Annotated in this window: 20 protein-coding genes; 16 read left to right on the top strand and 4 right to left on the bottom strand. The window is 67.0% G+C overall.

What is annotated here, in order from left to right; genetic code table 11:
- The 4 genes from dnaK to ACRDTL_RS10180 form a co-directional block, all read left to right on the top strand.
- Window positions 1-1,661 (top strand): molecular chaperone DnaK (gene dnaK / locus ACRDTL_RS10195; RefSeq protein WP_431506586.1); only part of this gene is annotated, 1,661 nt, incomplete at its 5' end.
- Window positions 1,658-2,320 (top strand): nucleotide exchange factor GrpE, encoded by a 663-nt coding sequence (gene grpE / locus ACRDTL_RS10190; RefSeq protein WP_431506585.1) that lies wholly within the window; start codon window positions 1,658-1,660, stop codon window positions 2,318-2,320. The genes dnaK and grpE, both read left to right, overlap by 4 nt.
- Window positions 2,321-2,383: 63 nt before the next feature.
- Window positions 2,384-3,571: a molecular chaperone DnaJ gene (gene dnaJ, locus ACRDTL_RS10185; protein ID WP_431506584.1), complete on the top strand. Its 1,188-nt coding sequence runs from the start codon at window positions 2,384-2,386 to the stop codon at window positions 3,569-3,571.
- Window positions 3,571-3,942 carry a heat shock protein transcriptional repressor HspR gene (locus tag ACRDTL_RS10180; protein ID WP_431506583.1) on the top strand — a complete coding sequence of 124 codons (372 nt, stop codon included), beginning with the start codon at window positions 3,571-3,573 and terminating at the stop codon, window positions 3,940-3,942. The genes dnaJ and ACRDTL_RS10180 overlap by 1 nt, the downstream gene beginning before the upstream one ends.
- 22 nt (window positions 3,943-3,964) lie before the next feature.
- Here the strand turns inward: ACRDTL_RS10180 and ACRDTL_RS10175 are convergent, their stop codons facing one another.
- From ACRDTL_RS10175 to ACRDTL_RS10165, 3 genes are read right to left on the bottom strand one after another with little or no spacing between them, the layout of a single operon-like run.
- Entirely contained in the window at window positions 3,965-4,858 is an 894-nt protein-coding gene (locus ACRDTL_RS10175) for an aldose 1-epimerase (RefSeq protein WP_431506582.1), read from the bottom strand.
- A gap of 10 nt (window positions 4,859-4,868) precedes the next feature.
- Window positions 4,869-6,032, bottom strand: coding sequence for an FAD-binding oxidoreductase (locus ACRDTL_RS10170; protein ID WP_431506581.1), 1,164 nt, complete (start codon window positions 6,030-6,032; stop codon window positions 4,869-4,871).
- Between the two features lie 35 nt (window positions 6,033-6,067).
- On the bottom strand, window positions 6,068-6,739 hold the full coding sequence (locus ACRDTL_RS10165) for a GAP family protein (protein WP_431506580.1): 672 nt from the start codon (window positions 6,737-6,739) through the stop codon (window positions 6,068-6,070).
- 58 nt (window positions 6,740-6,797) lie between these two features.
- Between ACRDTL_RS10165 and ACRDTL_RS10160 the strand changes: the two genes are divergently transcribed.
- The 11 genes from ACRDTL_RS10160 to ACRDTL_RS10110 all read left to right on the top strand — a co-directional run bounded on the left by ACRDTL_RS10160 (window position 6,798) and on the right by ACRDTL_RS10110 (window position 17,821).
- Window positions 6,798-7,136, top strand: coding sequence for an ArsR/SmtB family transcription factor (locus ACRDTL_RS10160; protein ID WP_431506579.1), 339 nt, complete (start codon window positions 6,798-6,800; stop codon window positions 7,134-7,136).
- Window positions 7,133-7,603, top strand: coding sequence for an SRPBCC family protein (locus ACRDTL_RS10155; protein ID WP_431506578.1), 471 nt, complete (start codon window positions 7,133-7,135; stop codon window positions 7,601-7,603). The genes ACRDTL_RS10160 and ACRDTL_RS10155 overlap by 4 nt, the downstream gene beginning before the upstream one ends.
- An 84-nt stretch (window positions 7,604-7,687) precedes the next feature.
- Window positions 7,688-10,234 carry an ATP-dependent chaperone ClpB gene (gene clpB / locus ACRDTL_RS10150; protein WP_431506577.1) on the top strand — a complete coding sequence of 849 codons (2,547 nt, stop codon included), beginning with the start codon at window positions 7,688-7,690 and terminating at the stop codon, window positions 10,232-10,234.
- An 87-nt stretch (window positions 10,235-10,321) separates the two neighbouring features.
- Window positions 10,322-11,164, top strand: a complete 843-nt coding sequence (gene ttfA, locus ACRDTL_RS10145; RefSeq protein ID WP_431506576.1) for a trehalose monomycolate transport factor TtfA — start codon at window positions 10,322-10,324, stop codon at window positions 11,162-11,164.
- 23 nt (window positions 11,165-11,187) lie between these two features.
- Complete coding sequence (frc, locus tag ACRDTL_RS10140) at window positions 11,188-12,432, top strand: formyl-CoA transferase (protein ID WP_431506575.1); 1,245 nt, start codon at window positions 11,188-11,190, stop codon at window positions 12,430-12,432.
- Window positions 12,433-12,462: 30 nt separating this feature from the next.
- The gene (locus ACRDTL_RS10135) at window positions 12,463-13,239 is read left to right on the top strand and encodes an SDR family NAD(P)-dependent oxidoreductase (protein WP_431506574.1); all 777 of its coding nucleotides are present in this window, start codon (window positions 12,463-12,465) and stop codon (window positions 13,237-13,239) included.
- Window positions 13,226-13,795, top strand: a complete 570-nt coding sequence (gene pyrE / locus ACRDTL_RS10130) for an orotate phosphoribosyltransferase (protein WP_431506573.1) — start codon at window positions 13,226-13,228, stop codon at window positions 13,793-13,795. Before ACRDTL_RS10135 ends, pyrE begins: the two co-directional genes overlap by 14 nt.
- 5 nt (window positions 13,796-13,800) lie before the next feature.
- The gene (locus ACRDTL_RS10125; RefSeq protein WP_431506572.1) at window positions 13,801-14,694 is read left to right on the top strand and encodes a hypothetical protein; all 894 of its coding nucleotides are present in this window, start codon (window positions 13,801-13,803) and stop codon (window positions 14,692-14,694) included.
- Window positions 14,687-15,331, top strand: a complete 645-nt coding sequence (locus tag ACRDTL_RS10120) for a TrmH family RNA methyltransferase (protein WP_431506571.1) — start codon at window positions 14,687-14,689, stop codon at window positions 15,329-15,331. Before ACRDTL_RS10125 ends, ACRDTL_RS10120 begins: the two co-directional genes overlap by 8 nt.
- Window positions 15,332-15,347: 16 nt before the next feature.
- Complete coding sequence (locus ACRDTL_RS10115; RefSeq protein ID WP_431506570.1) at window positions 15,348-16,472, top strand: glycoside hydrolase family 76 protein; 1,125 nt, start codon at window positions 15,348-15,350, stop codon at window positions 16,470-16,472.
- Window positions 16,469-17,821: a 3-oxoacid CoA-transferase gene (locus ACRDTL_RS10110; RefSeq protein ID WP_431506569.1), complete on the top strand. Its 1,353-nt coding sequence runs from the start codon at window positions 16,469-16,471 to the stop codon at window positions 17,819-17,821. The genes ACRDTL_RS10115 and ACRDTL_RS10110 overlap by 4 nt, the downstream gene beginning before the upstream one ends.
- Here the strand turns inward: ACRDTL_RS10110 and ACRDTL_RS10105 are convergent, their stop codons facing one another.
- Complete coding sequence (locus ACRDTL_RS10105) at window positions 17,822-18,505, bottom strand: VTT domain-containing protein (protein ID WP_431506568.1); 684 nt, start codon at window positions 18,503-18,505, stop codon at window positions 17,822-17,824.
- A gap of 118 nt (window positions 18,506-18,623) precedes the next feature.
- Between ACRDTL_RS10105 and fbaA the strand changes: the two genes are divergently transcribed.
- Window positions 18,624-19,525, top strand: a 902-nt coding sequence (gene fbaA, locus ACRDTL_RS10100; protein WP_431506567.1) for a class II fructose-bisphosphate aldolase, incomplete at its 3' end; no start/stop codon positions are given.

Here is a 19,525-nt window from a genome sequence, read left to right as displayed (position 1 = left end):
CCGTGCGTTCGGTCAAGAGGCAGATGGGCTCCGACTGGTCGATTGAGATCGACGGCAAGAAGTACACCGCGCAGGAGATCAGCGCCCGCGTTCTGATGAAGCTGAAGCGCGACGCCGAGGCCTACCTTGGTGAGGACATCACCGATGCGGTGATCACCACACCCGCCTACTTCAACGACGGCCAGCGCCAAGCCACCAAGGAGGCCGGCCAGATTGCTGGTCTGAATGTGTTGCGAATCGTCAACGAGCCGACCGCGGCCGCGCTGGCCTACGGGTTGGACAAGGGCGAGAAGGAGCAGCGCATCCTGGTGTTCGACCTCGGTGGCGGCACCTTCGACGTGTCGCTGCTGGAGATCGGCGAGGGCGTCGTCGAGGTCCGCGCGACTTCCGGCGACAACCACCTGGGCGGCGACGACTGGGACGACCGCATCGTCAGCTGGCTGGTCGACAAGTTCAAGGGGACCTCAGGCATCGACCTGACCAAGGACAAGATGGCCATGCAGCGGCTGCGGGAAGCGGCCGAAAAAGCCAAGATCGAGCTGTCCAGCTCGGGCAGCACCTCGATCAACCTGCCTTACATCACCGTCGACTCAGACAAGAACCCGCTGTTCCTCGACGAGCAGCTGACCCGCGCCGAGTTCCAGAAGATCACCCAGGACTTGCTGGACCGCACCAGTGCTCCATTCCAGTCGGTCATCAAGGATGCCGGTATCCCGGTCTCCGATATCGACCACGTGGTACTGGTGGGTGGGTCCACCCGCATGCCCGCGGTCTCCGAGCTGGTCAAGGAAATGACCGGTGGGCAGGAGCCCAATAAGGGCGTCAACCCCGACGAGGTCGTCGCGGTGGGCGCTGCCCTGCAGGCCGGTGTGCTCAAGGGTGAGGTGAAAGACGTTCTGCTGCTTGACGTTACGCCGCTGAGCTTGGGTATTGAGACCAAGGGTGGCGTGATGACCAAACTGATCGAACGCAACACCACGATCCCGACCAAGCGGTCGGAGACCTTAACCACGGCCGATGACAACCAGCCGTCGGTGCAGATCCAGGTCGATCAGGGCGAGCGCGAAATCGCGGCGCACAACAAGCTGCTCGGCTCCTTCGAGCTGACCGGCCTGCCGCCGGCCCCGCGCGGCGTGCCCCAGGTCGAGGTCACCTTCGACATCGATGCCAACGGCATCGTGCACGTCACGGCCAAGGACAAGGGCACCGGCAAGGAGAACACGATCCGCATCCAGGAAGGCTCCGGCCTGTCCAAGGAAGAGATCGACCGGATGATCAAGGACGCCGAGGCGCACGCCGAGGAGGACCGTAAGCGCCGCGAGGAAGCCGACGTCCGCAACCAGGCCGAGACGCTGGTGTATCAGACAGAGAAGTTCGTCAAGGAACAACGCGAAGCCGAGGGCGGTTCGAAGGTGCCCGAGGACACGCTGAACAAGGTTGACGCGGCAGTCGCTGAGGCCAAGGCGGCGTTGGGCGGCACCGACATCGGCGCGATCAAGTCGGCGATGGAGAAGCTCGGCGAGGAGTCGCAGGCGCTCGGTCAGGCGATCTACGAGGCCACCCAAGCGGCGCAGGCCGCCGGCGGCGCCGGTGATGGGTCCGGCAGTGCCGACGACGTCGTGGACGCCGAGGTGGTCGACGATGACCGGGAGGACAAGTGACGGAAGGCAATCCGCGCGAACAGGTAACGGTGACCGACAAGCGGCGGATTGATCCCGAGACCGGCGAGGTACGTCATGTAGCTTCCGGTCCGGCCCCCGGCGAGCCGGCACCGGAAGCTGCGGCAGCCGCGCCGGGAGGTCCGGCATCCGCTGACAAGGTGGCCGAGTTGACAGCCGATCTGCAGCGAGTGCAAGCCGACTACGCCAACTACCGCAAGCGGGCATTGCGCGAACAGCAGGCATCCGCTGAGCGGGCCAAGGCCACCGTCGTCAGCCAATTGCTCGGTGTGCTCGACGATCTCGACCGGGCACGCAGCCACGGGGATCTCGAGTCGGGGCCACTGAAGTCGGTCGCCGACAAGCTGACCAGCGCGCTGACCGGGTTGGGCTTGGCGGCGTTCGGGGCCGAGGGCGACGACTTCGACCCGGCGCTGCACGAGGCCGTCCAGCACGAGGGCGACGGCGCGGAGGGCTCCAAGCCGGTGATCGGCAACGTGATGCGCCAGGGTTACAAACTCGGCGACCAGGTGCTGCGGCATGCCATGGTCGGGGTGGTCGACACCGTCTCAGACGACGCAGTCGAGACTGTCGTCGACGCCGACACGGCCGACACGACCGGTAACGGCGCCGACACAGGCGAGCAGACCGCAGAATCTTAAAGCGACGGAGAATTACCCAGCAGCACGCGACAACGACGGGAAGGTGAGAGGGGGTGACGCGAAATGGCCCAGCGTGAGTGGGTCGAAAAGGACTTCTACAAGGAGTTGGGCGTCTCCCCCGACGCCAGCCAAGACGAGATCAAGCGCGCTTACCGTAAGCTCGCCTCCGAGTATCACCCGGACCGGAACCCGAACGATCCGCGCGCAGCGGAGCGGTTCAAGGCCGTCTCCGAAGCCAACAGCGTGCTGTCAGATGACGCCAAACGCAAGGAGTACGACGAAACCCGTCGCCTGTTCGCCGGCGGCGGGTTCGGCCGCCGGTTCGACGGCGGTTATAGCGGCGGTAACTTCGGCGGCTTCGGGATGGGCGGCGACGGCGCCGAGTTCAACCTCAACGATCTGTTCGACGCCGCGGGCCGCACCGGCGGCAGCAATATCGGTGACCTGTTCGGCGGCTTGTTCGGGCGCGGTGGCGCGCCGCGGCCCAGCAGGCCACGGCGCGGTAACGACCTGGAGACCGAGGCCGAGCTGAACTTCATCGAGGCCACCAAGGGTGTGGCGATGCCGTTGCGTCTGACCAGCCCGGCCCCGTGTACCAACTGTCACGGCAGCGGGGCCCGGCCCGGCACCAGTCCGAAGGTGTGCGCCACCTGCAACGGTTCGGGTGTGATCAGCCGCAACCAGGGTGCTTTCGGGTTCTCCGAGCCGTGCACGGATTGTCGCGGCAGCGGCTCGATCATCGAGCACCCCTGCGATCAGTGCAAGGGCACCGGTGTCACTACCCGCACCCGCACGATCAACGTGCGGATCCCACCGGGAGTCGAAGACGGACAACGGATCCGGCTGGCCGGTCAGGGGGAGGCCGGGCTGCGGGGCGCCCCTTCGGGCGACTTGTATGTGACCGTGCACGTGCGGGCGGACAAGGTATTCGGCCGCGACGGCGACGACCTGACCGTGACCGTCCCGGTCAGCTTCACCGAACTGGCTTTGGGCACGACACTTTCAGTGCCGACACTGGACGGGCGGGTCGGCGTTCGGGTACCCAAGGGCACTGCCGACGGCCGTATCCTGCGGGTGCGCGGGCGTGGGGTGGCCAAGCGCACCGGCGGTAACGGCGACCTGCTGGTCACTGTGAAGGTCGCGGTCCCGCCGAACCTGGAGGGCGACGCCATGGACGCGCTGGAGGCCTACGCGGCCGCCGAGCGGTCCAGCGGCTTTGACCCGCGGGCCGGATGGGCAGGTAACCGCTGATGGCCAAGAAGGACGATGCCCGGACGTTTTTGATCTCGGTGGCCGCCGAGCTGGCCGGCATGCATGCGCAGACTCTGCGTACCTACGACCGGCTTGGGCTGGTTAGTCCGCGCCGCAGTTCCGGTGGCGGGCGTCGGTATTCGCAGCACGACGTCGAACTGCTCCGTGAGGTGCAGCGGCTCTCCCAGGACGAGGGAGTCAACCTGGCCGGCATCAAGCGGATTATCGAGCTGACCAATCAGGTCGAGGCGCTACGGTCGCGGCTCAAGGAGATGGCTGTCGAGATCGAGCTGTTACGCGCCAACCAGCGTCGTGACATCGCGGTGCTACCCAAGAGCACCGCCGTGGTGGTCTGGAAGCCCCGGCGCTAGTTTTTGCGCAACCGCTCGGTGATCAACCCACCCGGATCGAAAACTGGGCGACGGCCGAATCACCCGGCCGCGCGACCCGGTAACCGCCGCGACGCAGCGCGTCGGTCGGCGCGGCCATCGGCTCGAAACACACCACATCCTCACCGGGCGGTGCGAAGATCTGCGCGGCTGGATATCCCTGTTCGAAGTGAACTTCGATGCGTCGACCGCCACCGGATACCGCGAACACCGCGCCGACCGGAACGTGGTCGTAGCCATCGTCGAAGGTCTTGTCGCCCAGTGGCTCCGTGGTTGCTTGCTGGTTTGACGACTCACCGGTCGGCAGGCTCCGCTCGTCGAGACCCAGGTGCCGCAGTGGCGGGGTCTCGATGATCCACTCGCGGCGCGGCACACCTGCTAGCTGTAGATACGGATGAAATCCAAAACACAGCGGGACAGCCTTGTCCCCGGTGGGGGTCACCGCGGTGCGCACGGTCAACGTCCGCTCGGCAAGCCGCACGCTCAGTGCCAGCAGGTGCGGAAACGGAAAGCTGGCCAGCAACTCTGGATCGGCGCCGAAGTCGGTTTCGGCGGTCAACTCGTTCTCCGATTCGGTGATCACCCGCCAACGCGGATACGCGGCCAGCACACCGTGAATCGGCAGTCCGTTGGGGTCGGGCCGCACGCCGTTGCTACCGAGTGTCAGTTCGACAGTCGCACCTTCTGCGGTATAGGTGTTGTCGCCCAGGCGATTTGCCCACGGGTAGAGAATCGGGATGCCCATAGTCTTAGCGTCGGAGATGTAGGCGTCCAGGCCGCGGTGCTGGCCGAGCAGCTGCACACCGGAGTCGAGCAACGACGAGCCGATCATCCCGGCGTCCGGCACAAACTGTGCCTGCATCGATGAGGACGGGTCGCGGAGCGTGACGATGTGCACGATGCCCAGCCTAGCTGGACAGCGGGTCGTGCTGGATGCGCTCCGGTGGTGCCCCTTTGGCGATCAGCGCGGCCTTGGTGGCGCGCACCATCGCCGGGCCGCCGCAAATCAGGATCTGCCGGTCACCCCAGCCGCCGTAGCGGGTCACCACGTCGGGCAGCCGGCCGGTCTGGCGCACATGCAGGCCACGCGGCGGAGTGATGTCGGGATAGTCGGCGGCCCACGCGGGGTCTGCGGGATACTCCGAGACCGGGGACACCGACAGCCATGGATTGTGCGCCGCGATCTGCCACAGGGTGGGCAAGTCATAAAGCTCGCAGGGGTAGCGGCCCCCGAAGAACATGTGCACCCGCGGGTTTTGCCCCCAGCGGGTGAGGTCCATGACGATCGAGCGCAGCGGCGCCAGGCCGGTGCTGCCGGCCACCATCAGCACATCGTCGCCGTCACGGTTGACCTGCAATCCGCCGTGCGGGCTGGACAGCCGCCAGCGGTCACCAGGCTCGCTTTCGCCGACGATGGCGGTGCTGACCAGCCCGCCGGAGACTGCCCGCACGTGAAACTCGATGGCGCCGCTGCCATCCGGCGGGATGGCCGGCGTCAGGTAGCGCCACCGCCGCGGGCACTGGGGCACCGCGACGTTGACGTATTGGCCCGGGTGGTAGTGCAGCGGGCGGTCCAGTTGTAGCCGGACCACCGCCAGATCACGCGATACCCGCAGATGTTCGATCACCGTGCCGTCCCACCAAGCGGGCCCATCCTCGGCGTCGGCGGCGCCGCTCATCACCCCGGTGATCAGGTTCAGCGACTGCCGCGCCACCTCCGCGACCGCCTCGGTCCAGGCTTCGGCCAGGTCGTCGCGCAGTGTGCTGTACAGCGCCTGCCGCAACGTCTCGTAGTGCGACGAAGCTACCCCGTACGTGCGGTGGTCGCGGCCCAGCTGAGCCAAGAACGTCACCGGAGCTTCGGCGCGCTGCGCGACCAGTTCGCCGTACACCCAGTTCAGCGCATGGGCGAATGCACGCCGCTGGCCCGCCATATCGGGCGGGAACAGATCACGCAGAGCGACGTCGAGGGAAAACCAGCGGCTGTAGAACCGGCCGATGAGCCCGTTCTTGTCGTCAGGGTCGACGGCGGCATGCAAGACCCGCAGCGCTTCGGCGTCGTCAAGGCCCACGGCCGACGATTTTATGCCCGTCCGCGCACCGCCCGTTACAGAGCGTGAATTCCTTTGTACAGCACCAACAAGCCGATCACGACGAGGATGACCGCGAGCAGCGCGGCGTTGTGCCGGTCCATCCAGTCCTTGAGCCGGGCCAGCGGGTCGTCGAGGCGCTCGCCGGCGCCGGCGTAGGCGACTATCGGAATTGCGACCGTCGAGGCGGCGACTCCGACAAAGATGGCCGCCGATATCCAGGCGCGCGTGAGGCCCAGCCCGGCGCTGCCGATCGCCAAACCCGCTGCCGCGCAGATCAACAGCACCTCGGGCCGCACTACCGCCAGCACCCCTCCCGTCACGCCCGCTCGAGCCGGCGTGAGGCTCTCCAGCGATCGCATCCATGCCGGTGAGTGGGTGTGGCGATGGCGGGTCAGCCACCGGAAGATGCCGAACGCGACGAGCGCGGCGCCCACGACGATCCGCAGCCACGACGCCCACATGGGCGGCGACTTGTGCAGGCCGCCGAGCAAACCGGAGATGCCGACGAAAAGAGCCGTCAGCGCGGTCAGTGTCACCAGCCAGCCACCGAGGAATGTCAGGCTGGTCGACCTGGGCCGCGGTGTGTGCAATACCAGCACCGCGGGGATGATCGACAGCGGCGAGAGGGCGATCACGAGCGCGAGGGAAATGAGTCCGGTCAGCGCCGAACCCCAGCTGCCTGTCACGCGAGAACCGTAGCCGAGCATTGACAGGTAGGGAAAATCCTACCTAATATCGGAACCCATGCCGCCGCGTTCCAAGACCAGCCGGGCCGACGTCGTCTTCGCGGCACTGGCCAACCCGACCCGTCGCGACATCCTCGACATGTTGCTCGACGGTCAGCGCACCGTGATTGCGCTCGCCGAGCGCTTCGACATGGCGCGGCCCAGTGTGTCCGAACACCTGAAAGTGTTACGCGACTGCGGGCTGGTCGCCGAGGACAAACACGGTAGGTTCCGGCACTATCGGGTCAACCCTGAACCGCTGCAGGAGATCTCGGCGTGGCTCAGCCATTACGAACGGTTCTGGCGCCAGCGGTTGACCGCCTTGGGTGAGCTACTCGGCGAAATGGAGGAGTCATGACCGAACTTGGCGCCGATCCCCGGGTCGTCGAGGTCGACCAGTTTTACCCTCATCCACCCGAGCGGGTGTGGCGGGCGCTGACCACGCCGGAGCTGATGGCGCGCTGGCTGATGGCGCCGACCGGGTTCGCGCCGGTGGTGGGTACCCGGTTCAGTTTCCGCGGCCAACCGATGCCGTCGGTCGGCTTCTCCGGCGAGATCGCCTGCGAGGTGCTCGACGTGGTCGACGGTGAACGGCTGGCGATCAGCTGGGCCGACGCGCAGTCGGACAAGCCGCCCGCCTGGGTCGTGACCTGGACCTTGTGTCCTGAGGGCACCGGCACCCGCGTCGTTCTGCGCCACAGCGGGTTCGACCCCGACGACGTGGTCCAGCTGCGCTCGCGGAGCATCATGGGCAACGGCTGGGTCCGCATTGCGGCACAGCTTGGCGAACTGCTGGACTCGACGGCCAAAAATCACCAGGGTTGAGCGGAACAGACTCAACCTTGACGACGTTGAACATCGCGACAAGCATTTTTACCCGTACCTTTTCGACCCCCGAGGGAGATCGTTGTGAACTCTTTCAACCCGACCACCAAGGCTCAAGCGGCGCTGACGTCGGCCTTGCAGGCGGCTTCGGCCGCCGGGCATCCCGAGATCCGGCCCGCTCATCTGCTGTTGGCGCTGCTGACGCAGAACGACGGGATCGCCGCGCCGCTGCTGGAGGCCGTCGGCGTCGAGCCGGCCACCATCCGCGCCGAGACACAGCACCTACTCGACCAGCTGCCGCAGACCACCGGTGCCAGCTCGCAACCACAGCTGTCCCGCGAGTCGCTGGCCGCGATCACCACCGCTCAGCAGCTGGCCACCGAGCTGGACGACGAGTACGTCTCCACCGAACATCTGATGGTCGGGTTGGCCACCGGCGACTCCGACGTCGCCAAGCTGCTGACCGGTCACGGCGCCTCCCCACAAGCCCTGCGGGAAGCCTTCGTCAAGGTACGCGGCAGCGCCCGGGTCACCAGTCCCGACCCGGAGGCCACCTACCAGGCGCTGGAGAAGTACTCCACCGACCTGACCGCGCAAGCCCGCGAAGGCAAGCTCGACCCGGTCATCGGGCGCGACAACGAGATCCGCCGCGTCGTGCAGGTTTTGAGCCGTCGCACCAAGAACAACCCGGTGCTCATCGGCGAACCCGGCGTCGGCAAGACCGCCATCGTGGAAGGTCTGGCCCAGCGCATCGTCACCGGCGACGTCCCGGAAAGCCTGCGCGACAAGACCATCGTCGCGCTCGACCTGGGCTCGATGGTCGCCGGCTCGAAGTACCGCGGCGAGTTCGAGGAACGGCTGAAGGCGGTGCTCGACGACATCAAGAACTCCGCCGGGCAGATCATCACCTTCATCGACGAGCTGCACACCATCGTCGGCGCCGGCGCGACCGGCGAGGGCGCGATGGATGCCGGCAACATGATCAAGCCGATGCTGGCCCGCGGCGAGCTGCGGCTGGTCGGCGCGACCACGCTCGACGAGTACCGCAAGCACATCGAGAAGGACGCCGCACTGGAGCGACGGTTCCAGCAGGTCTACGTCGGTGAGCCGTCGGTCGACGACACCATCGGCATCCTGCGCGGGCTGAAGGACCGCTACGAGGTGCACCACGGCGTGCGGATCACCGACTCCGCGCTGGTCGCCGCCGCGACGCTGTCTGACCGCTATATCACCGCCCGGTTTTTGCCGGACAAGGCCATCGACCTGGTCGACGAGTCCGCCAGCCGGTTACGCATGGAGATCGACTCCCGGCCCGTCGAGGTCGACGAGGTCGAGCGGCTGGTCCGCCGGCTGGAGATCGAGGAGATGGCGCTGGCCAAAGAGGACGACGAGGCGTCGAAGGAGCGGCTGGAGAAACTGCGCGCCGAGCTGGCCGACCACAAAGAAAAGCTCGCGGAATTGACCACCCGCTGGCAGAACGAGAAGAACGCAATCGACGTGGTCCGCGAGCTCAAGGAGCAGCTGGAGACGTTGCGCGGCGAGTCCGATCGCGCCGAGCGCGACGGCGATCTGGCCAAGGCCGCCGAGCTGCGCTACGGGCGCATCCCCGAGATCGAGAAGAAACTCGACGCCGCGCTGCCACAGGCCGAGGCTCGGGAAGCCGTGATGCTCAAGGAAGAAGTCGGCCCCGACGACATCGCCGACGTGGTGTCGGCGTGGACGGGCATCCCGGCCGGCCGGCTGCTCGAAGGCGAGACCGCCAAGCTGCTGCGGATGGAAGACGAGCTGGGCCGCCGTGTCGTCGGCCAGAAGAAGCCGGTCCAGGCCGTCTCCGACGCGGTACGTCGCAGCCGGGCCGGCGTGTCCGACCCCAACCGCCCGACCGGGGCGTTCATGTTCCTCGGCCCCACCGGTGTCGGCAAGACCGAGCTGGCCAAGGCGCTGGCCGATTTCCTGTTCGACGACGAGCGGGCAATGGTCCGCATCGACATGAGCGAGTACGGCGAAAAGCACACGGTGGCCCGCCTGGTCGGTGCACCGCCCGGATACATCGGCTACGAGCAGGGCGGTCAGCTGACCGAGGCGGTACGCAGGCGGCCCTACACGGTGGTGTTGTTCGACGAGATCGAGAAGGCCCACCCGGACGTGTTCGACGTGCTGTTGCAGGTGCTCGATGAAGGCCGGCTCACCGACGGGCAGGGCCGTACGGTCGACTTCCGCAACACCATCCTGATCCTGACGTCCAACCTCGGGTCGGGCGGCAGCGATGAACAGGTGATGGCCGCGGTTCGGGCCACGTTCAAGCCGGAGTTCATCAACCGGCTCGACGACGTGCTGATCTTCGAGGGTCTCGACCCCGGGGAGTTGGTGCAGATCGTCGACATCCAGCTGGCCCAGCTGGACAAGCGGCTGGCGCAGCGGCGGTTGCAACTGGAGGTGTCGCTACCGGCCAAGCAGTGGCTGGCGCAGCGCGGGTTCGACCCGGTTTACGGTGCGCGTCCGCTGCGCCGACTGGTGCAGCAGGCCATCGGCGATCAGCTCGCCAAGATGCTGCTGGCCGGTGAGGTCCACGACGGCGACACCGTGCCGGTCAACGTCAACCCGGACGGCGAGTCGCTGATCCTCGGCTAATACCGCGCGCCGCTCTAGCAAACCTTAATTTGGTTGTGACCTGGTCGCATTCCCGATTACGGACTGATAGCGGTTACGCTACGTGCAATGGTCCCGCTGTGGTTTACGCTCTCCGCGCTGTGCTTTGTCGGCGCGACGGTGTTGCTGTACGTCGACATCGATCGGCGCCGGGGGCGGGGCCGTCGCCGTAAGTCGTGGGCGCGCTCGCACGGATTCGACTACGAACCGGAATCCACCGAGATCCTCAAACGCTGGAAGCGCGGGGTGATGTCGACCGTCGGCGATATCCCGGCCCGCAACGTGGTGTTGGGTCAGATCCGCGGCGAGGCGGTGTTCATCTTCGACCTCGAAGAGGTCGCCACGGTGATTGCGTTGCACCGCAAGGTCGGTACCAACGTCGTCGTCGATGTGCGGCTCAAGGGCCTGAAAGAGCCTCGCGAGAACGATATTTGGTTGCTGGGCGCGATCGGCCCGCGAATGGTGTACTCCACTAACCTGGATGCGGCGCGGCGGGCCTGCGACCGGCGGATGGTCACGTTCGCCCACACCGCACCGGACTGTGCCGAGATCATGTGGAACGAGGAGAACTGGACGCTGGTCAGCATGCCGGTCACGTCTACCCGCGCCCAATGGGACGAAGGTCTGCGCACGGTGCGTCAGTTCAACGACCTGCTGCGGGTGCTGCCGCCGGTGCCGCAACAGGCCACCCAGCCGCCCTCGGCCGCACGTCGTAACGCGGCGCCGAGCCGCCCGCTGGCGCCGGCAAGCCGAGCAGACCTGCCGCCCCGGCGCGCGGACGCTCCACCGCGTTCCGAGCCGGCCCGGCGCGCCCCGACCGAACCTGCCCGCCCGGAGAAGGGTCCCGGCGGAGCGGTCCGCCGGCCGCCGCAGAGTCGCAACGGCCACCACGCCGCGCATTACCAGCGCTGATCCTCGGGGCGTTCGCGAAAACCATGCCCACACCCCCGCTCGCAGGCATCAAGATTCTCGACCTCACCGGAATCCAGGCCGGACCGGCCTGCACGCAGCTGCTGGCCTGGCTGGGCGCCGACGTGGTGAAGGTCGAGCGTCGCGAGAGCGGGGACGAAACACGCCGTCAGCTATGCGATATACCCGACGTCGACTCGCTGTTCTTCACCATGCACAACGGCAACAAGCGATCGATCACGGTGGACCTGAAAAGTCAAGGGGGCCTGGAGATCGTCGAAAAGCTGACCGCCGGCGCCGACGTGCTGACCGAGAATTTCGGGCCGGGTGTGCTGGACCGGCTGGGGTTGACCTGGGGCCGGCTGCAGGCTCTGAATCCGCGACTGATCCTGGCGTCGATCAAGGGTTTCGACGCCGAGTCGCGGTGGTCGAACGCAAAGGCCTACGAGAACGTCGCGCAGGCTACCGGCGGCGCCGCCTCCACCACCGGGTTTCCGGACGGGCCTCCGACGATCGGTGGCGCGGCGATCGGTGACTCCAACACGGGCATGCATCTGGCGATCGGCATCCTGGCGGCGTTGCTTGGACGGGAGAAGGCCGGTGTGGGCCAACGGGTCTCGGTGTCCATGCAGGATGCGGTACTCAATCTGTGCCGGGTCAAGCTGCGCGATCAGCAGCGTTTGGAACGCATCGGGCGGCTGCCGGAGTACCCCAACGACACCTTCACCGACACGGTTCCCCGCGCCGGCAACGCCAGCGGCGGAGGGCAACCCGGTGCGATGCTCAAGTGCAAGGGCGCCCAGAACGACCCCAACGCGTACATGTACGTCATCGTGCAGGACCACAACTGGGCGCCCACCTGCGAGGCGATCGGGCGTCCCGAGTGGGTGACCGACCCGGACTACGCCACCGCCGAAGCGCGAGTTCATCGTTTCGCCGACATCTTCGCCGGCATCGAGGAGTGGCTGGCCGACAAGACCAAATACGAGGCGTTCGACATCTTGCGCCGCCACGGTGTGCCCTGCGGACCGGTGCTGAGCATGAAGGAGATCGCCGAAGACCCGGACCTGCGCAAAAGCGCAACCGTAGTCCAGGTGCCGCACCCAGTGCGCGGGCCCTACCTCACAATCGGCAGCCCGATCAAATTCTCCGACTTCACACCAGACGTCGGCCCATCGCCGTTGCTCGGCGAGCACACCGACCAGGTGCTGGCCGAACTCGGCTACGACGGCGCGGCGATCGCCCGGCTACGCGCCGAACACGCGATCTGATGCCGGGCTCGTGCTCAGTACACTAGCGCCGTGCCTCGCCGCGTCGCCCTGATCACCGGGCCCACCTCCGGGATCGGCGCCGGTTTCGCGCGGCGCTATGCCGCCAATGGGTATGACCTGGTGCTGGTCTCCCGCAACGCCGAGCGGCTGACGCAACTGGCCGCCGAGTTGCGTGACGAGGCCGGCCGCGGCGTCGAGGTGCTGTCGGCCGATTTGGCCGAATCCGCCGACCGCGGCAAGGTCGCCGAGCGGCTGGCCGCCGGTGTTGACGTGCTGGTGAACAATGCCGGCTTCGGCACCGCGGGTGAATTCTGGACCGCGGAGCCCGCGCTGCTGCAGGCGCAGCTGGATGTCAACGTGACCGCGGTGATGCAGCTGACCCGGGCCGCGCTGCCACCGATGCTCGAGGTCGGCGCCGGCACCGTCATCAACATCGCCAGTGTCGCCGGTTTGCTGTCGGGCCGGGGATCGACGTACTCGGCGTCCAAGGCGTGGGTGGTGTCGTTCACCGAAGGACCGGCCGGTGGGCTGAAGGGCACCGGCGTCGGCGTGCACGTTGTGTGCCCGGGCTACGTGCACACCGAATTCCATGACCGCGCCGGGATCGACATGGCCTCGCTGCCGTCGTTCCTGTGGCTCGAGGTCGACGACGTTGTCTCCGAATGCCTGGCCGACGTCGCGCGCGGGAAAGTGATCAGCATTCCCGGCGTGCAGTATAAGATGCTCGTCGCCGCCACCCGGATGCTGCCACGACGCTTGGCGCGCGTCACCACCAACAGGCTCGGCAGGGGCCGTGGCCGCACCTGAATTGTCGCTGGCCGATCGCGACGAGTTGGCCGACCTGGTGCGCCGGCTGTCGGTGGTGCACGGCCCGGTCACGCTGTCATCGGGCCAACAAGCCGACTACTACGTCGACCTGCGTCGCGCCACCCTGCACCACCGGGCCGCTCCCTTGATCGGCCGGCTGATCCGCGAACTCACCGACGACTGGCAGTACGCGGCGGTCGGCGGCCTGACCCTGGGCGCGGATCCGGTTGCCACTGCGGTCATGCACGCCCCGGGCCGCCCGATCGACGCGTTCGTGGTGCGCAAGTCAGTGAAAAGCCATGGCATGCAACGTCGTATCGAGGGACCCGATATAACCGGGCGGCGGGTGCTGGTGGTCGAGGACACCAGTACCACCGGCGCCTCGGCGCTGACCGCGGCGCGCGCCGTGCGGGAGGCCGGCGGCGAAGTGGTGGGCGTGGCGACCGTGGTGGACCGCGCCACCGGCGCGGCCGAAACCATCGAAGCCGAAGGGCTGCCCTACCGCAGCGTGCTGGGCTTGGCGGATCTGGGACTGTCGGACCTAGGGCTGCGTTAGGCGCCGTGCGGACTCTGATCGCGATGGCTGCGACGCTCGCGCTGGTCTCGGCCTGCTCGGGTTCTGATCGCCGCGACGTCGTCTACGGTGCACAGTCCGCGCGGCTGGGTGAGTCTTCGGCGGTCCTGGGCTGGAACTTCTCGGTGTCCAACCTGCGCTGGACCGCCGACTACGTGCTGATCGACGTGGACGCCGCCCCGACCGACCCAGCCGCGCCGCACGCCGAATCCTCCGACGTCCGGTTCGGGCTCTACGGTGCGCTGGCGCATCCCATGGAAGCCACCGGCATCGGCAGCTGTGACACGGCGAAAAATGTTGTCGTGCAATCACTGTCGTCTCCTGCGCCGGACCGGCTCACCGGCACCGTATGCCTGGGCCCGCTCAAGGACCGCAGCGCCGTCCGCGGGGTGTACCTGTATTCGCCGCGCGACCGGATCGCCGGCACCGCGGCCGCCTATCCGGCGACGTTCCCGGTGGGCATGCTGCCCACCAAAAAGAGCGACGCCGGGATGGTGGTGCGGACCACCAGCGTGTCGGCATGGCGCGCCGACGGCACCCGGTTGACCCAGGCATCGCTCGGTGACCCGGGGATATTCACCGGCAACGGCTACATGTTGCTGGGTCTGGTCGCCGACACCATCGCGGGGCGCTACCGCGACGACTCCGCGGCCCGCGGCGGCCCGATGATGCTGCTCGCCGCCCCCACCGAGCCCGCCCCAGGGCTGAGCGCCGCGTGCTCGACGTACGGGTCGTCGGCGCTGATCCTGCCCGAAGCCTCGCTGGACGCCGTGCACGTCGCCGCATCGCTATGCACCCAGCGCGAGATCAACCAAGCTCTGCTGTATGCCACCGTCGCAGTGGTGGGCACCCACGCCGCGCTCTGGAGGATCAATGACTGAACCCGGGCCCACCGAATGGGGCACCCCGACCGGCGGCACCGGCCCCTGGGTGGGGGAGCCCCCGGAGGACCCGCGATACGACCCGACGTTGCTGCGCGACGGCGACACCCGCAACGTCGTCGACGCCTACCGGTATTGGACCCGGGAGGCGATCATCGCCGACATAGACCGGCGCCGGCACCCGCTGCACATCGCGATCGAAAACTTCGGCCACGACGCCAACATCGGCGCGGTGGTGCGCACCGCCAACGCGTTCGCCGTGGACACCGTGCACATCGTGGGCCGCAGGCGGTGGAATCGCCGCGGCGCCATGGTCACCGACCGCTACCAGCGGCTGTGCCATCACGACCACATCGCCGGGCTGCTCGACTTCGCGGCGGGCGCGAACCTGACCGTGGTCGCCGTCGACAACGTTCCCGGCGCCACCCGGCTGGAGCAAACCGACCTGCCGCGGGACTGCCTGCTGGTGTTCGGCCAGGAGGGGCCGGGCCTCACCGACGAGGCCCGGGTGGGTGCCGCGCTGACCGTGTCGATCGCCCAATTCGGCTCGACGCGCAGCATCAATGTCGCCGTCGCCGCCGGGATCGCCATGCATGCCTGGATCACCCGGCACGGAAACATCGAACGGGCCTGGTAAGGCAGGATCAATGGACATGGATCCTCGATGGGCCAATCGGGCGGCGAGCGCGGAAACCGCGGTCGCCACCCGGCATCTGAAAAGGCTGTGGGCGCTGCCGGGAACCCAGCTGGGCGTGGTGGCCTGGCCGCCGGTCCGACGCGACCGGTTGTTCGGCAGCTGGCACTACTGGTGGCAGGCGCACCTGCTGGACTGTCTGGTCGACGCGCAGCTGCGCGACCCAAAACCCGAGCGGCACAGCATGATCAAACGCCAGGTCCGTTCGCACCGATTGCGCAACGTCGGTCGCTGGATCAACGACTACTACGACGACATGGCATGGCTGGCGCTGGCGCTGGAGCGCGCCTCCCGGGACGCCGGCGTCGAACGGGACCGCGCGCTGCACAAGCTGAACGACCAGCTCGTCAAGGCATGGGTACCCGAGGACGGCGGTGGCATCCCGTGGCGCAAGCAGGATCAGTTCTTCAACGCTCCGGCAAATGGCCCGGCCGGGGTCTTCCTGACCCGCTATGGCGACCGGCTGAAGCGCGCTCAGCAGATGGCCGACTGGATCGACACCACACTGATCGACCCCGAGACCCACCTGGTTTTCGACGGCATCAAGGCCGGTTCGCTGGTACGCGCCCAGTACAGCTACTGCCAGGGTGTGGTGCTCGGGCTGGAAACCGAGCTTGCCGCGCGGACCGGTGACGCGCGGCACGCGCCACGGGTGCACCGGTTGGTCGCCGCGGTCAGCGAGCAGATGGCCTCCTCGGGGGTGCTCAAGGGGGCCGGCGGCGGCGACGGCGGCCTGTTCGGCGGAATCACTGCCCGTTACCTGGCGCTGGTCGCCACCGCGCTGCCGGGGGAGTCCGCCGAGGACGTCACGGCCCGCGCCACCGCCCGTACGCTGGTGCTGTCCTCGGCGCAGTCGGCGTGGGACTACCGGCAGACGGTGGACGGACTCCCGTTGTTCGGTCCGTTCTGGGATCGCTACCCCGAGATGCCCGCGGTCGGCGGCAAGCAGGCCAAGTTCGTCGAGGGCGCGGTGAACGCCTCCGAGGTGCCCGCCCGCGACCTGTCGGTGCAGCTGTCCGCCTGGATGCTGATGGAGGCCGCATACGCGGTGACCGCGGCCGATGACGAGAGGAACAGCTTGTGAGCAAAGTTCACCCCGACGCCGAGTCCGCGCTGGCCGACCTGCTCAAGGACGGCATCACCGTCGCCTCCGGCGGGTTCGGCCTCTGCGGCATTCCGGAGAATCTGATCCGGGCGCTGGTGGACAGCGGCGTCAAGGACCTCACCATCGTCGGAAACAACGCCGGAGTGGACGGTTTCGGCATGGGTCTGCTGCTCAAGGCGCGACAGGTGAAAAGAGTGATCGCCTCCTACGTCGGCGAGAACAAGGAGTTCGAACGCCAGGTGCTGTCCGGCGAGCTGGACCTGACGCTCACGCCCCAGGGCACGCTGGCGGAGAAGTTGCGTGCCGGCGGCGCAGGCATTCCCGGCTTCTACACCCGCACGGGCTATGGCACCTTACTCGCCGAGGGCAAGGACACCCGGGTCTTCGACGGCACCGAATACGTTCTGGAAGAAGGCATCCGCGCCGACGTGGCGCTGGTCAAGGCCTGGAAGGGGGACACGGCGGGCAACCTCGTCTATCGCAAGACGGCGCGCAACTTCAACCCGCTGGTCGCCACCTGCGGCGCAGTGACGGTCGCCGAGGTGGAAGAACTCGTCGAGGTCGGCGAGCTGGATCCCGACCTGATCCATACCCCGGGCATCTATGTGGACCGCATCATGGCGGGACGCGATTACGAGAAACGCATCGAGTTTCGCACCGTCAGCAACGGTGCTGAGCTAACGGGCGACAGCCCGATTCGCGAGCGGATGGCTCAGCGCGCCGCCGCCGAACTGCGCGACGGCTACTACGTGAACTTGGGCATCGGCATCCCGACGCTGGTGGCCAACTTCATTCCCGACGACATCAACGTCACGCTGCAGTCCGAGAACGGCCTGCTCGGCATCGGTTCCTACCCGACCGAAGAGACCGTCGACCCCGATCTCATCAACGCCGGCAAGCAGACCATCACCAGTCTGCCCGGGTCGAGCTTTTTCAGCAGCGCCGATTCCTTCGCGATGATCCGTGGTGGCCACATCGATCTCTCAATCCTGGGTGGCCTCGAGGTGGCGGAGAACGGCGACCTGGCCAACTGGATGGTGCCGGGCAAGATGGTCAAGGGGCCGGGCGGCGCGATGGATCTGGTATCGGGCGTGAAGCGGGTGATCATCGTCATGGATCACACCGCCAAAGACGGCAGCTCAAAGATCCTCAAGCAATGCACGCTGCCGGTCACCAGCAAGGGCGTGGTGGATCTGATCATCACCAACCTGTGCGTGTTCGACGTCGAGCCGGGACAGGGACTGATCCTCACCGAGTTGCATCCCGGGGTGACCGTCGAGGAGGTGCGCGCCAAGACCGACTGCGACTTCAAGGTCGCTTTGAGCTAGTCACTCCGATAACGGCAGCTGCTGGCGGTCCTGCTCGGGTGCGCGGCGGCGGTTGCGGTAGACCCGTCCCGCCGAGATCAGGGCCGGCAGCAGCGACACGAACAAGATAGCCAGGATGATCTTTTCCAGGTTCTCATGGACGAAGCCGACGTTGCCCAGGAAGTAGCCCGCCAGTGTGGCGCCCGCACCCCAGGCGATACCGCCGACGATGTCGAACCCGAGGAACAGCGGATAGCGCATGTAGGAAACCCCGGCGATCACCGGGACGAACGTCCGCACAAACGGTGCGAAGCGGGCCAGAATGATCGCCGTGGGCCCGTACTTCTCGAAGAAGGCATGCGACTCGGTCACGTAGTGCTTTTTGAAGAAGCGGGAGTCTTCTTTCTTGAACAGCGCCGGGCCGATCCGGCGCCCGATGAAATACCCGGTCTGGTCGCCGAGCACTGCGACGATCGCAACGCAGGTGGCCAGCACCTCGATACTCACCGGCGGCTGTGCGCTGGCGGCCAGCAAGCCGCCGGTGAAGAGCAGCGACTCCCCGGGCAACAGCGGAAACAGCAGCCCGGTCTCGATGAACACGATCAGCAGGATGCCGGGCAGTACCGCGTGCCCGAACACGCCTTGGGCACCCAACCAGTACATCGGGTCAAGCAGGTCAGGCAACGCGACCAGGCTGGTAGTCATCGCTCCTCAAGATACCGGCGCCGGTAATCGATCCGGACAACGTGGGCCTGGCCGGGCTGTTTAACGCGACGGTGTTCTTGGAATACTGGAGGCACAAGTCGTCCAGGAAGGAAGTTTCATGCCCATCGCAACGCCCGAGCTCTACGCCGAGATGCTGCAGCGTGCCAAGGAGAACTCGTACGCCTTCCCGGCCGTCAACTGCACGTCATCGGAAACCGTCAACGCAGCGCTCAAAGGGTTCGCGGACGCCGGCAGCGACGGCATCATCCAGTTCTCCACCGGTGGCGCCGAGTTTGGCTCCGGCCTCGGGGTGAAGGATATGGTGACCGGCGCGGTCGCGCTCGCCGAGTTCGCCCACGTCGTCGCCGCCAAATATCCGATCAACGTGGCGCTGCACACCGACCACTGCCCCAAGGACAAGCTGGACGGTTACGTGCGCCCGTTGCTGGCAATCTCGGCGGAGCGGGTGTCGGGCGGCAAGAACCCGCTGTTTCAGTCACACATGTGGGACGGCTCGGCAGTGCCGATCGATGAAAACCTCGACATCGCCCGCGAGCTGCTCAAAGCGGCGGCCGCCGACAAGATCATCCTGGAGATCGAGATCGGCGTGGTCGGCGGCGAAGAGGACGGGGTGGCCAACGAGATCAACGAGAAGCTGTACTCCACCCCGGAGGACTTCGAAAAGACAATCGATGCGCTGGGCACCGGCGAGCATGGCAAGTACCTGCTGGCCGCGACATTCGGCAACGTGCACGGCGTCTACAAGCCCGGCAACGTCAGGCTGCGCCCCGACATCTTGGCCCAGGGACAGAAGGAGGCGTCGGCCAAGCTCGGCCTGCCCGAAGGGTCCAAGCCGTTCGACTTCGTCTTCCACGGCGGTTCGGGGTCGGAGAAGTCGGAGATCGAGGAGACGCTGCGCTACGGCGTGGTGAAGATGAACGTCGACACCGATGCCCAGTACGCGTTCACCCGCCCGATCGCCGGTCACATGTTCAGCAACTACGACGGCGTGCTCAAGGT

It is taken from the genome of Mycobacterium sp., from assembly GCF_050700595.1.
In the GTDB taxonomy this organism is placed as follows: Bacteria; Actinomycetota; Actinomycetes; order Mycobacteriales; family Mycobacteriaceae; genus Mycobacterium.
This window is presented reverse-complemented; position numbering and strand designations above follow the sequence as displayed.

Excerpts from the sequence above, each read along its gene's own strand:
- ACRDTL_RS10180 (WP_431506583.1), top strand. The coding sequence starts at position 3,571 with ATGGCCAAGAAGGACGATGCCCGGACGTTTTTGATCTCGGTGGCCGCC.
- ttfA (WP_431506576.1), top strand. The coding sequence starts at position 10,322 with ATGGTCCCGCTGTGGTTTACGCTCTCCGCGCTGTGCTTTGTCGGCGCG.
- ACRDTL_RS10105 (WP_431506568.1), bottom strand. The coding sequence starts at position 18,505 with ATGACTACCAGCCTGGTCGCGTTGCCTGACCTGCTTGACCCGATGTAC.
- dnaJ (WP_431506584.1), top strand. The coding sequence starts at position 2,384 with ATGGCCCAGCGTGAGTGGGTCGAAAAGGACTTCTACAAGGAGTTGGGC.
- ACRDTL_RS10155 (WP_431506578.1), top strand. The coding sequence starts at position 7,133 with ATGACCGAACTTGGCGCCGATCCCCGGGTCGTCGAGGTCGACCAGTTT.
- ACRDTL_RS10115 (WP_431506570.1), top strand. The coding sequence starts at position 15,348 with ATGGATCCTCGATGGGCCAATCGGGCGGCGAGCGCGGAAACCGCGGTC.
- ACRDTL_RS10120 (WP_431506571.1), top strand. The coding sequence starts at position 14,687 with ATGACTGAACCCGGGCCCACCGAATGGGGCACCCCGACCGGCGGCACC.
- frc (WP_431506575.1), top strand. The coding sequence starts at position 11,188 with ATGCCCACACCCCCGCTCGCAGGCATCAAGATTCTCGACCTCACCGGA.
- ACRDTL_RS10160 (WP_431506579.1), top strand. The coding sequence starts at position 6,798 with ATGCCGCCGCGTTCCAAGACCAGCCGGGCCGACGTCGTCTTCGCGGCA.